The sequence below is a fragment of the Glutamicibacter sp. St.4D3 genome, assembly GCF_059728615.1.
Genome location: NZ_AP039380.1, coordinates 3,304,819 through 3,317,279, shown reverse-complemented (window position 1 = coordinate 3,317,279; position 12,461 = coordinate 3,304,819). Strand labels below are relative to the sequence as shown.

The following is a 12,461-nucleotide window of genomic DNA, read 5'->3' as shown; positions in this document are numbered from 1 at the left end:
TGCGGGTCTTCGCCATTTCCAACAACTAGGGTGGGGATCATGGGTGAGCCAAGAAAGCGACAGCAGACCCGCCAGCCGTGGCGGATCACCGTGCCCTCGCGCAGTGACGCCTTCCTGCGTCAGTTCACTCGCGTTATTGGTGGTCCATTGGGACGGCGCAGCGATCCCGGGCGGGTGAGCCCGGGGATTTTTACGGTCGAACGGGTGCTGATCATCCTCACCGTCATCGGTTCGCTTTTGATGCTACTGGCCAAGAACCCCTGCCGCGTCAACGGCTGGACGGGGCAGAATCCCTACCTCATGGCCTGCTACACCGACTGGGTTCCGCTCTTCGGGGCGCGGGGCTTTGCCGAAAATCCGTGGGCCCCTTTCAGCGCGGGAGCCGAATTCGAGTACCCGGTGCTGATGAGCGCGGCCGCTTCCGGGGTGGCTGCCCTGGTTCCGGAGACGGCAGTGAACCGCGCCTTGTTGTACTTTGACTTCAACCTGGTCCTGGTTTCGGTGCTCTGGCTGGTGACCGTACTGTGCACTGCCCGCATGGCCGGGCGTCGTCCGTGGGATGCGGCCATGGTCGCCATTGCCCCCGGGATGATCTTGACGGCAAGCATCAACTGGGACATGTGGGCAGTGGCCCTGCTTGCGCTGGGGATGCTCAGCTTTGCACGTCGGCACCTGGTGTTGGCGGGGGTGCTCATTGGTTTGGGGACCGCCACAAAACTGTACCCGGTCCTGTTCCTGGGCGCCGTGCTTGTCCTTGCGCTGCGCACCGGCAAGCTTCGGGTTTTTGCCGTGACCGGCGGGTCGGCATTGGCGGCGTGGCTGGCGGTCAACATCCCCTACGCCGTGGCCTTCCCGGAGTCCTTCGCCCACTTCTTCAAGTTCACTTCCGAACGCGGTGCCGGACTATCCAGTTTCTGGCACGTGTGGAACATTGTCGCCGCCAAGGTGCCGGGGATGGCGCATTTGGAGGCCCATGCCATCTCCCGGTTGGGGCTGGTTCTGTTCTTCCTGGCCTGCGTGGCGGTGGTGTTGTTGACCTTCTTCGCCCGGCAGCGTCCGCGAGTGGCGAGCCTGGTGTTCTTGATTGTGGGATCGTTCGTGCTGGTGAACAAGGTGTATTCGCCGCAGTTCATCGTGTGGCTTATTCCGCTCTTTGCCCTGGCGTTGCCGCGGTGGAAGGAATTCACTGTGTGGATGGCGGTGGAGGTGCTGCACTTTTATGGGTTGTGGTTCTACATCCACAGCTACTCCTCGGAGGTGGAGGCCAATCACGCGTTCCCCGAGTCGGGTTACGTCGTGTTGGTCCTGGCCCATATGTTCATGCTCGGATACCTTATGTTCCGTGTCGTTCAAAGTATTCTAAACCCGGAATATGACCCAGTCAGAGCGGTGGGTCAGGAGGATCCGCAAGCGGGCCCGTTCGCCGGGGCGGATGACCGGATCAATTGGAGCATTGTGCGAAGTCGGCGTGGGAGCACCGCTTCCGAAGCCACCACCTCCGCCGGCGGCAGGAGCGCTGAATGAGCCGGGTCGCCGTGGTCGGGGCCGGACCCAACGGGCTGGCGGCGGGGTGTGTGGCGGCACGGGCAGGCCTGGATGTCACGGTTTACGAGGCCAACACCACCATCGGCGGCGCCGCGCGCACCATCCCCCTGGACGGGTCCGAGGCGGTCTTCGATGTGGGTAGCGCGGTGCACCCCATGGCTTTGCTCTCCCCGGCGTTCGCCGACCTGAAGGTCCGCGAACGAGTGGACTTCCTTGTGCCCCAGATGTCCTACGCCCACGTGCTCGACCAGCGCACCGCCTACGCCTGGCAGGATCTGGACCGGACCGTAGAGCACCTGGCCTCGGGCTCGAACCTGGCCCCTGGTCAGGGCGCGGTCTTCGCCGGACTCCTGGGCCCGCTCGTGCAGCGGATTAACCAGCTGGGGGACACCCTGCTGAATCCGTTGCTGCGACTACCTGCCCATCCTGGAACGCTGGCCGCGTTTGGGGCCGCGACCCTGGGCGGGATGGGTCTGCAACAGACATTGAGCCGGCGCTACCCGAAGGCGGCCGCGCTGCTGGCCGGCTGCGCCGCCCATGTGGCCGGTGGTTCGCGCGGACCGGCCGGTGCCGGAGCCGGATTGTTTCTGGCGGCTGCTGCCCACGCGGGCGGGTGGCCGATACCCCGGGGCGGCTCCCAGGCGATCAGCCAGGCGCTGGCCACCGAGTTGAGGGCCCACGGAGGACGGATTGAAATCGGGCGCCGCATCGAAGAACTCGGGGAACTGGACGCGCAGACCATCTTGCTGGATACCTCCCCGGAAACCGCCGCCCGGCTCGGGCGAGGTCGGATTCCGCATGCCCTGGCACAGCGGCTGGCGAATCCCCGGCGTTCCCCAGGCAGTTGCGTAGTGCACTATGTGCTGCGTGAACCGGTGTCCTGGAGGGATCCGCTGCTGGCCCAGGCTGGCACCATCCACCTGGCCGGTACCGCCCGGCAGGTGCTGCGCACCGAACGGGAAAGTCGCCGCCGTCCCGCCGATCATCCGTTCGTGCTGGTCTCCCAGCCCTCACAGTTTGACCCCACTCGGGCCCCCGGCGGGCAGCAGGTGCTGTGGGCCTACTGCCATGTCCCGCTGGGCTCCGATGCCAACATGGCACCGCGCATCACAGCCCAGCTTGAAGCTGCCGCCCCCGGCTTCCGGGACGTGGTGCTCGAACAGCATGTGCGCACCGCGCGCGGACTGCAGCGGCAAAACCCTGCCCTGGTGGGCGGCGACCTGTCCGGGGGCACCATGGATCTGCTGGGCAGTGTCCGGCGCCCCCGGGTCAGCACCAATCCGTGGTGGCTGCAGTCCAAGGGACTGTACCTGGTCTCCTCGGCCACCCCGCCGGGCCCGTCGGTGCACGGTATGGGCGGTTACCTGGGGGCCAAGGCCATGCTGTCCCATGAGTTCGGGATCCGCTGAGCCCCGGCAGCGCCATGTCCGGCCGCGGAAACCGGTGATGAAATAGGATCGAGGCATGGCCACACTGATCACCCTTGCCACCTTGTGGATCGTCTTCATCTGGATGTACCGCTCCGAACCGCGCCGCCTGATCAACGCCGCCGTCCTGCTGCCAGCGGTGCTGCTGACGCTGAGCAGCATCACCGAGGCACTGTCCAGCACGGTGCCCGGGGCCGGATTCGTGCTGGCGCTGCTGCTGTTCTCGCTGCCGCTGATGGTCCTGATCTTCGCCGGGGTGCTGATCTACAACGGGGTGCTGATGTGGCGCCGGGAGGGGGCCCGGCTGGGCAACCTGCTCTCGCTGATCGCCGGGCTGCTGGTGCTGGGGCTTCCGGCGCTGGCGGTGCTGCTGGTGCTCTCCCACCACTGGCTGGGGCTGGTCAGCGCGTTCGTGCTGTTCATGGGCTCGGTGTTCACCGCCATGATGTTCGCCATGGTGCTGCTCTACGCCTGGGTGTACGCCAAGTTCCCGGTCTACCAGGACCCCTCGGGGATTGTGGTGCTCGGTTCGCGAACAATCGACGGCAAGGTGCCGGCGCTGCTGCGCGGACGGCTGGACAAGGGGATTGAGCTCTTCCGCCGCCTGCCGCCGGAAAGCTCCTGGATTGTGCCCAGCGGCGGCAAGGGGGGTGACGAAGCGGAGCCGGAGGGCGTGAGCATGGCCCGCTACCTGCAGGAGCAGGGGATTGACCGGCAGCGGATCCTGGTGGAGGACCGGGCCCGGGACACGGTGGAGAACCTGAAGTACTCCCACCAGCTGCTCCGGGAGCAGGGCCGGGAAGAGTGCCTGTGGATCGTCACCAGCGACTACCACAGCCTGCGTGCCGCCCTGGCCTCCCGCCAGCTGGGCTACGACGCCGCCTCCTTCGGCGGCAAGACCGCCGCCTACTACCGGCCCAGCGCATTTTTGCGCGAATTCATCGCCATCGCCCGCGACCAGTGGAAGACCTTCGTGGTGCTGGCCCTGCCCTTTGCCGCGGTGCTGATCTTCGGGCTGGTCTTTTCGCTGAACCAGTCGCTGAGCTAGGCCCGGTCCCCGGCCGGGGCGGGTGAACTCATCCTTATGGGGGATCAGCAAAATCAACATTGCGGGCGGTGACCGCCCGACGGGCAGAGCCTAGGCTGGAAGCATGATTCAGGCCCAGCAGCTAACCAAGAGATATGGCGCGAAGACCGCGGTGGACAACGTCTCCTTCACGGTCCAGCCCGGGATGGTCACCGGGTTCCTCGGCCCCAACGGCGCCGGCAAGTCCACCACCATGCGCATGGCGGTGGGACTGGCCCGCCCCAGTGCCGGGCAGGTGACGGTCAACGGCCGCCGCCTGGGCGAATCCCGCCACCCGCTGACCGAGGTGGGCACGCTGCTGGAGGCCAAGAGCGTGCACAAGTCACTGACCCCGCGCTCCCACCTGCGCGCCATGGCCGCCACCCACGGGATCAGCTTTTCCCGGGTGGATGAGGTGCTGGAGCTGACCGGGCTGCGCCAGGTGGCGCGCAAGAAGGTCGGCGGCTTCTCCCTGGGCATGGGCCAGCGGCTGGGGATCGCCACCGCCCTGCTGGGGGACCCGCGGGTGCTGATCCTGGATGAGCCGGTCAACGGCCTGGACCCGGAAGGGGTGGCCTGGGTGCGCACCCTGGCCCGCCACCAGGCCTCCGAGGGCAAGACCGTGTTCATCTCCTCCCACCTGATGAGCGAGATGGCGCAGACCGCCGACCACCTGATTGTGATTGGGCGCGGACGGATCATGGCCGACGCCCCGATCAGCCAGTTCCTGGAGGCCGGGGTGCGCCAGACCCTGGTGAAGTCCGAGCAGCTGGAGGTGCTGATGAACGCGCTGGCGGCCGAGGGGGTCCAGCTGGTGCGCGAGGACGCCACCACGCTGAAGGTCTACGGGCCCAGCTCCCAGGACATTGGGCGCCGCGCCCTGGAAACCGGGGTGGTGCTTAGCGAACTGCGTCCGCTGCAGCGCACCCTGGAGGACGCCTACATGGAGCTGACCCGCGACGCAATTGAATACCAGACCCAGTCCGAGCAGGAACTGGCAGCACGAAGGGACCATCGATGAGCAAGCACGCAGTGCCCGTTCTGGGCGGCAACGTCAGCCTCTGGGGCGTGTTGCGCGGGGAGGCGATCAAGTTCTTCGCCCTGACCTCCACCCGGATCCTGGTGGCCGTCTCCATCCTGGTGATGGTCGGCTTCGCGGCCCTGGTGCTGTGGAGCGTGGGGATGGTCGCCGGCACCCCGGCCGCCGGCACCCCGGGCATGCCGGACATGGCCTCGGAGGGGTTCGTGGCCGAAATGATCGGTTCCGGGCTTTCCTTCGCCCAGCTGATCATCGGCGCGTTGGCGGTGCTGTTGATGAGCGGGGAGTTCACCACCGGTTCCGCGGTGAGCACCTTCCTGGCCAGCCCGCAGCGTCTGCGGGTGCTCACGGCCAAGGCGCTGCTGATGACCGGGGTGACCGTCGTGGTGGGCCTGGCTTCCTTCGCCCTGTCCTACCTGGTGTGCAAGCCGCTGGCCCAGATGTATTCGATGCCGCTGAACTTCACCTCCGAACCGTTCCAGCGCGCCATGTGGTTCGGCACCCTGTACCTGGTGATGGTGACGATGATCGGGTTGGCGCTGGGCACCATGCTGCGCAACTCGGCCGGGGGCATCACGGTGCTGGTGGCCCTGTTCTTCGTGGTGCCGATCGCCACCAGCATCATTGCCTCGCTGGTGGACTGGTTCCAGAAGGTCGCCCCGTTCCTGCCCGACCAGGCCGGCATGTCCCTGGCCCTGCCGTTGAGCTACCCCTCGGACTGGGAAACCTGGCAGCAGCTGCTGGTGGTGGGCGGCTGGATGCTGATCCCGCTGGTGCTGGCCGGGATCCTGCTCAAGGCCCGGGACATCTAGGTGACCGCCCGCGGCACCCGGAGCGGACGCACTGACCAGGGACTATATTGGGGATCATGAGCCAGTCCGATACCGCCGACCCGGTGGTCTCCTTCGACGCGATCACCGCCAAGCGGGTGGGCTGGATCCGCCGCTACCTGCGCCAGCACCCGGTGTTCGTCGCCGTGGGCACCTCGGCGGTGTACCTGTTCCTGAGCCTGCTCTCCTTCGTACCGGCCGCCTACATCAGCGACTTCAACCCGGTCGGGGTGCTGCTGCTGATGCTCGCGGTCGGTGTGGCCCTGTTGTGGCGCAATCGGGCGCCGATGAGCGTGCTGGTGATCGTATTCGTGCTGGACTGCGCCGGGATGGTGCTGGCCGGCAACGACGCCAGCTACTCCGGGGCGGGAATGATCATCGCCCTGTACAGCGTGGGAACGAACTATTCGGGCAAGCGCTCCATCCCGCTGGCGGTGCTGGCCGCCGCGTTCCAGCTGCTGTTGCTGCTGGTCATTGGCTACCCCGGCACCAGCGGACTGGTCTTCGAGGACGGCACCACCGTGGATGACTACGGCGGACAGGCACTGTTCCTGGGGGTGGCCGGCGGGCTGCTGGCCACCGTGTACCTCACCGCCGCCATCATCGGGCTGAACGTGCGCAACTCGCGGATCCACGAGGCCGAGCTGAACCACTGGGCCTCCCAGGTCTCCCGTCTGGCCCAGGTGCAGGAACGCAACCGCATCGCCCGGGAGATGCATGATGTCGTCGCCCACTCGCTGTCGGTGATGATCGCCCTGTCCGACGGAGCCCGGGTGGTGGGGCGCAAGGACGCGGCCCGCGCCGAATCGGTGCTCAGCGAACTCTCCGGCACCGGGCGGGCCGCCCTGGCCGACATGCGCCGGATGCTGGGGGTGCTGCGCAACACCGAGGGCGGGGAGCTGGCCCCGCAGCCCACCGAGGGGTCCATGGCCCAGATGCTGGAGGGCTTCCGGGTCGCCGGCCTGCCGTTGACCTACACCTACACCGGTGAGCCGCTGCCGGAGGACGCCGCCTTCCAGCTCACCGTGCACCGCATTGTGCAGGAGTCGCTGACCAACGCGCTGCGCTACGCTCGAAACGTCACCGCCGTCTCGGTGCGCCTGGACCGGGACCGGCAGGCACTGCGCATCGAGGTGGTGGACAACGGACAGGGAAGCGGCGGGCCCAGCGCCGGCTCCGGGCAGGGGCTGCGTGGCATGCGCGAACGGGCCGCACTGTTCGGCGGGGGCGTCAACGCCGGACCCGGCGCCCACGGCGGGTGGATCGTCAAGGCCTGCCTGCAGCTGCCCGACACCGACGCGCCCCAGCGCACCACACCCAAGGAGGAGTCCCAATGGAACAAATGATCAAGGTGATGCTGGTCGATGACCAGCCGCTGCTGCGCATGGGCTTCCGGCTCATCCTGGAGGGGGAGCAGGACATGCGGATCGTGGGGGAGGCCGCCGACGGGCTCGAGGCGCTGACCCAGGCCGAAACCCTGGCCCCCGACGTGGTGCTCATGGACGTGCGCATGCCCCGGATGGACGGCATCGAGGCCACCGAGCGGCTGGCCAAGGCCCACCCGGAAACCAAGATCATCATCCTGACCACCTTCGACCTCGACGAGTACGCATTCTCCGGGCTGCAGGCCGGGGCCAGCGCCTTCCTGCTCAAGGACGTGGCCCCCGAGGAGCTGGTTTCCGCGGTCCGCCTGGTCGCCAGCGGGGACGCGGTCGTCGCCCCGCGGGTGACAGCCCGGCTGCTGGAAACCTATGTGCGCACCGCCGCGGGGGGTTCCCCGGCCCGCCCGGCAGGGACCCCGGAACGCGACCCGCTGCTCGATGACCTGACCCCGCGCGAGCAGGAGGTGCTGCGCGCGCTCGCCGAGGGGCTGTCCAATGCGGAGATCGCCCACCGGTTCTTCCTCTCCGAGGCGACCGTGAAAACCCATGTGCGTCGCATCCTGACAAAACTGCACCTGCGTGACCGCGTGCAGGCGGTGGTCTACGCCTATGAGACCGGGCTGGTGATCCCCTCCCAGGGCCTGGACTACTAAGCGCACCCCCGCCGGCCCGGGAAATCTAGTCGTCCGTGGAGGAATGCGTCCCGCGTCGGGCGCTGAGCAAATCCACCTCGGGCCGGGAAGCGACCAGCCGCTCCACCGCGTCCAGCACCTCCACCATGCGGGCGGCGTCGGCGGCGGCCACCGCCACCCCGATCCCGGCGCGGCGGTGCAGCTGCTGGTGGGAGCTTTCCACCACGGAAACCTCGAACTTCCGCTTGATCTCGGCAATGACCGGGCGCACCACCGAACGCTTCTGCTTCAGCGAGTGCACGTCGCCGAGCAGCAGGTCAAACTCGATCCATCCAATCCACATGGGCACATCATCTCCCGGCTGCCGCCGCGGCGGGGTAGCACGGTGCGGATTCCCAGTCAGCGCCAACGAACGCGTGCCGCGCCACCGGCGTGGCCCGGCAGCCTGAACGTTTCTTGGGGATCACCCGCAATGCCTTCTGTCACCTCCGGTGCGGTGCTAGCGTGAGGCACCCAACCGGCACGAGCGTGGCGCAGCCACGTAGGGAGGAGAACGTCATGGCCGAACGCGGCAACACCAAACACGGATCAAATCTCGATGACCAGATGAAGCAGGAGACCGAGGGGATGGTCAAGGGCAAGCAGCCGGACCACGTCGAAGCCCACCGGCAAACCGAACCCTTCCCGGATGACACCGATCCCCAGGAGGTCCAGGACGCTGTCGAACCGGTCGCCGAGCAAAACGCCCGCGGCGACGCCCAGCAGCAGGACGAGGGCCAGTAGCCGGACAAGGGGGCCGGGGCGCTGAAGCGCCCCGGCCCTTGCCGTGCCCCGGAGGGCAGCTGTGAGCCAGGCGGCGGAGGGCTAAGCTAGAGAAGGCCCCGCCAACGCCGACGGGCCGAGCAACCCCATGAAGGAAGTGAGCATCCAGTAATGGCACACGCCGCTGCTATGGCCCATATTGCCGACCTCGCCGAGTATGTCGCCACCTCGCCCTCCAGCTACCACGCCGCCGCCACCGCCGCCCGGCGCCTGGACGCGGCCGGGTTCACCGCACTGGATGAAACCCAGGGTTGGGAACTGGGCGCCGGCGGCTACTACGTGGTGCGCGACGGGGCGGTCATCGCCTGGGTGCAGCCCGAGGCCGCCACGGCCACCACTGGTTTCCACATCCTCGGGGCGCACACCGACTCCCCCGGATTCAAGCTCAAGCCGAAGCCGACCACCGGTTCCAACGGCTGGTGGCAGGCCGGGGTGGAAGTCTACGGCGGGCCGCTGCTGAACTCCTGGCTGGACCGCGAGCTGGTGCTGGCCGGACGGCTGGTGCTGCGCGACGGCTCGGTGCACCTGGCCCATACCGAACCACTGCTGCGCATCCCGCAACTGGCCATCCACCTGGACCGCCAGGTCAATGAGGGCCTGAAGCTGGACAAGCAGACCCACACCAACCCGGTGTTCGGGGCCGGAGACCTGGCCGAGGCCGACATCCTGGGTGAACTGGCCGCCGCGGCAGGGGTGCAGGCCGAGCAGATCGCCGGCTATGACGTGCTCACCGCCGCCGCCCAGCGCGGGGAAGTGTTCGGGCACGGCAAGGACTTCTTCGCCTCCGGGCGGCTGGACAACCTCTCCAGCGTGCATGCCGGACTGATCGCCCTAATTGAGCACTTCCGCAAGCCCAGCGGCAACCACATTGCGATGCTGGCGGCGTTCGACCACGAGGAGCTGGGTTCGGCCTCCCGCTCCGGGGCCGCCGGACCGTTCCTGGAGGAACTGATCTCCCGGATCCAGGCCTCCTTCCAGGCCGGGGCCGAACACACCGCCCGGGCCCTGGCCAACTCGGTGTGCCTCTCGGCCGATGCCGGGCACGCCGTGCACCCGAACTATCCCGAACGCCATGACCCGGCCAACCGTCCGCAGCTGAACGCCGGGCCGCTGCTGAAGATCAACGCCAACCAGCGCTATGCCACCGACGCGGTGGGCGCCGCGGCCTTCGCCGGCTGGTGCCAGGCCGCGCAGGTCCCGTACCAGGAGTTCGTCTCGAACAACCAGGTGCCGTGCGGTTCCACCATCGGGCCGCTGACCGCCACCCGGATCGGCATCCGCACCATCGACGTGGGCATCCCCCTGCTGTCGATGCATTCGGCCCGCGAAATGTGCGGCGTGGATGATCCCTGGTACCTGAGCAGGGTCTCCAAGGAATTCTTCGCGGCATAATTCCCGCCGCCAGGGCGGCGCGCAACTGGTCATCATCTGGTCACCGGGAGTTAACCCGGACATGCTCAGATCGAAGACCATGAGCTCGAATTCCGTGCCCGCAAAGAATTTCCGGCCCGAAATCCAGGCCCTGCGCGCCCTGGCGGTGCTGCTGGTGGTCGCCTACCACCTGGAACCGGGGCTGCTGCCCGGCGGGTACATCGGAGTGGACATCTTCTTTGTGATCTCCGGCTTCTTGATTACCGGGCACCTGCTGCGCGAGGCGCAGCGCACCGCCACGGTGAACCTGCCCGCGTTCTTTGCCGCCCGCGCCCGCCGGATCCTGCCCGCGGCCCTGGTGGTCATCGCGGCGGTGGTTGGTGGATCCCTCCTGCTGCTGCCGCGCACCCAATGGCAGGAGCTGGGGATCCAGGCGCTCGCCTCCACGTTCTCGGTGCAGAACTGGGTGCTGGCGGCCGACTCGGTCGACTACCTGGCCGCCGACCAGGCGCCGGGGCCGCTGCAGCATTTTTGGTCGCTGGGCGTTGAGGAACAGTTCTACCTGTTCTGGCCGCTGCTGGTGCTCGGCGCCTGCTGGCTGAGCGCCCGCACCGGGCGCGGGGCCGGCACGCCGACGCGCCTGGAACGCGTCCTGTGGGTGGGGTTCAGCGTCGCGGCCGGGCTTTCCCTGAGCTATTCGGTCCTCACTGGGTACCGCGGCAACGCGGCTGGCTACTTCATCACCACCACCCGCATCTGGGAGCTGGCCGCCGGCGGGCTTCTCGCGCTGACCGTGCACGCCCACGCCGCTGGCAGGCTGCGCCTTCCACGCTGGGTGAGCGCCTGGTCTGTGCGCAACGCCGCCGTGCTGCTGGGGCTGGCCCTGATTCTCTGGGCGGCCGGGAACTATGATGCGGCCACGGTCTTCCCCGGGATTGCCGCGGCGCTGCCGGTGCTTGCCTGCGCAGCGATCATTGCGGCCGGGGACACCAGCGGCCCCGGATCGCTGCGGCCTGTGGTCCATTGGCGGTGGGTGCAGTGGGTGGGGTTGGCTTCCTATTCGCTGTACCTGTGGCATTGGCCGCTGATCGTCTTTGCCGAACAGTTCACCGGGGCCAACCGCTCGCCGGTGGAGTCACTGGTGCTGCTGGGGATCAGTCTGGCGCTGGCGGCCGCCAGCCTGTATCTGGTGGAAAACCCGGCCCGGAATTACCGTCCACTGGCAGGTTCGCCGCCCCGCGCCCTAGTGGCGGGGGCGGTAGCCATGGGGCTGGTGGCATTGTTGGCGCTGACCCCGGTGCTGCTGCAGCAGCAGTCCATCGACCGCGAACAGCGCGAAGTCACGGCCCTGCTCAACGCGCCGCCCCAGGGCTTCGGAGCCGCCTCGGTCACCGCCGGCGCCCCGGCGCTGCTGCCCCGCCAAAACCAGATCGTCCCCATCCCGGCCACGGCCGAGCAGGACCAGCCACAACTGGGGTCCTGCGTGCAGGAACCACAGTCAACCTCGATCACCGAATGTGAATTCGGCAGCCCGCAGGCCACCTTCACCGTGGCCCTGGTCGGTGATTCCCACGCCGCCCACTGGTATGAGGCCTTGCACGCTCATGCCGCCCAGCGGGGCTGGAGGGTAATCACCTACTTGAAGAACTCCTGCCCCTTCAGTGCGGGCGAGCGAACGGCCGAACGGCAGGGGAGCATCAGCTGCCGGCAGGCCACCGAACAGACCACGAAACTGCTCACCTCCCGCACGGACATCGACGCCGTCGTCACCGCGAACTGGGCGGGGGCCGAGTTCGTCGGTGACCCGGCACAGGGGTACGCGCAACTCTGGGGCGAGCTGGAGGATGCCGGGCTGGATGTCTTTGCCGTGGTGGACACCCCGCGCCCGGGAACAAAGCAGTATGCCCGGGACTGCGTGCAGCAGCATCAGCAGGATCTGTCGCGCTGCTCCGTTGCGCGCTCCAAGGCCTTCGAACGGGGGGACGTGACACGCGAAGCGGCGGCCAGGGAACCGCGCGTGCAGGTCCTGGACTTCAGTGACCAGTTCTGCATTGCACAACGGTGCCCGGCCGTGATCGGCAACGTGCTGGTCTACCGGGACAAGCACCATATTTCCGACACCTACATGCGCACCCTGGCACCGGTGTTCGGCCAGCGCCTGGAGGCCGCCCTGGACGGCCGCTAGACGCGAACCAGGGCGCCATGCGGATCATCGAACATGATCTGGGCCACCCGCGCATCCCCGGCCGCCGGGAATCGGGTAGGATTGGAAAGTCTGTGCTGCATCGTGCCCAAAAAGCGGGCACGGGAGGCATTGGATAACGCAAAGAACCTCCTGTTGCGGAAA

At 67.8% G+C, this 12,461-nt stretch carries 11 protein-coding genes; 10 read left to right on the top strand and 1 reads right to left on the bottom strand.

Annotation, left to right across the window (positions count from 1 at the left end):
• The first annotated feature begins 39 nt into the window (after positions 1-39).
• The 7 genes from AC6I21_RS15250 to AC6I21_RS15220 all read left to right on the top strand — a co-directional run bounded on the left by AC6I21_RS15250 (position 40) and on the right by AC6I21_RS15220 (position 7,942).
• Positions 40-1,524, top strand: a complete 1,485-nt coding sequence (locus tag AC6I21_RS15250) for a glycosyltransferase family 87 protein (protein ID WP_497762821.1) — start codon at positions 40-42, stop codon at positions 1,522-1,524.
• Positions 1,521-2,954 (top strand): phytoene desaturase family protein, encoded by a 1,434-nt coding sequence (locus tag AC6I21_RS15245; protein ID WP_497762820.1) that lies wholly within the window; start codon positions 1,521-1,523, stop codon positions 2,952-2,954. Before AC6I21_RS15250 ends, AC6I21_RS15245 begins: the two co-directional genes overlap by 4 nt.
• Before the next feature lie 55 nt (positions 2,955-3,009).
• Entirely contained in the window at positions 3,010-4,020 is a 1,011-nt protein-coding gene (locus AC6I21_RS15240; protein ID WP_138927111.1) for a YdcF family protein, read from the top strand.
• A gap of 103 nt (positions 4,021-4,123) precedes the next feature.
• Complete coding sequence (locus tag AC6I21_RS15235; protein WP_497762819.1) at positions 4,124-5,059, top strand: ABC transporter ATP-binding protein; 936 nt, start codon at positions 4,124-4,126, stop codon at positions 5,057-5,059.
• The gene (locus AC6I21_RS15230; RefSeq protein WP_054821362.1) at positions 5,056-5,889 is read left to right on the top strand and encodes an ABC transporter permease; all 834 of its coding nucleotides are present in this window, start codon (positions 5,056-5,058) and stop codon (positions 5,887-5,889) included. The genes AC6I21_RS15235 and AC6I21_RS15230 overlap by 4 nt, the downstream gene beginning before the upstream one ends.
• Before the next feature lie 56 nt (positions 5,890-5,945).
• Positions 5,946-7,253 carry a sensor histidine kinase gene (locus AC6I21_RS15225; protein WP_497762818.1) on the top strand — a complete coding sequence of 436 codons (1,308 nt, stop codon included), beginning with the start codon at positions 5,946-5,948 and terminating at the stop codon, positions 7,251-7,253.
• Complete coding sequence (locus AC6I21_RS15220) at positions 7,241-7,942, top strand: response regulator (RefSeq protein ID WP_138927109.1); 702 nt, start codon at positions 7,241-7,243, stop codon at positions 7,940-7,942. The genes AC6I21_RS15225 and AC6I21_RS15220 overlap by 13 nt, the downstream gene beginning before the upstream one ends.
• 25 nt (positions 7,943-7,967) lie before the next feature.
• Here the strand turns inward: AC6I21_RS15220 and AC6I21_RS15215 are convergent, their stop codons facing one another.
• Complete coding sequence (locus tag AC6I21_RS15215) at positions 7,968-8,264, bottom strand: DUF503 domain-containing protein (RefSeq protein ID WP_497762817.1); 297 nt, start codon at positions 8,262-8,264, stop codon at positions 7,968-7,970.
• Between the two features lie 185 nt (positions 8,265-8,449).
• On the opposite strand from AC6I21_RS15215, the gene AC6I21_RS15210 reads away from it, so the two are divergent.
• The 3 genes from AC6I21_RS15210 (at position 8,450) to AC6I21_RS15200 (ending at position 12,299) form a co-directional block, all read left to right on the top strand.
• Positions 8,450-8,704, top strand: a complete 255-nt coding sequence (locus tag AC6I21_RS15210) for a hypothetical protein (RefSeq protein ID WP_249354486.1) — start codon at positions 8,450-8,452, stop codon at positions 8,702-8,704.
• Between the two features lie 150 nt (positions 8,705-8,854).
• Positions 8,855-10,135, top strand: a complete 1,281-nt coding sequence (locus AC6I21_RS15205) for a M18 family aminopeptidase (protein WP_054821657.1) — start codon at positions 8,855-8,857, stop codon at positions 10,133-10,135.
• 79 nt (positions 10,136-10,214) lie between these two features.
• Positions 10,215-12,299 carry an acyltransferase family protein gene (locus AC6I21_RS15200; protein WP_497762816.1) on the top strand — a complete coding sequence of 695 codons (2,085 nt, stop codon included), beginning with the start codon at positions 10,215-10,217 and terminating at the stop codon, positions 12,297-12,299.
• Positions 12,300-12,461 lie beyond the last annotated feature (162 nt).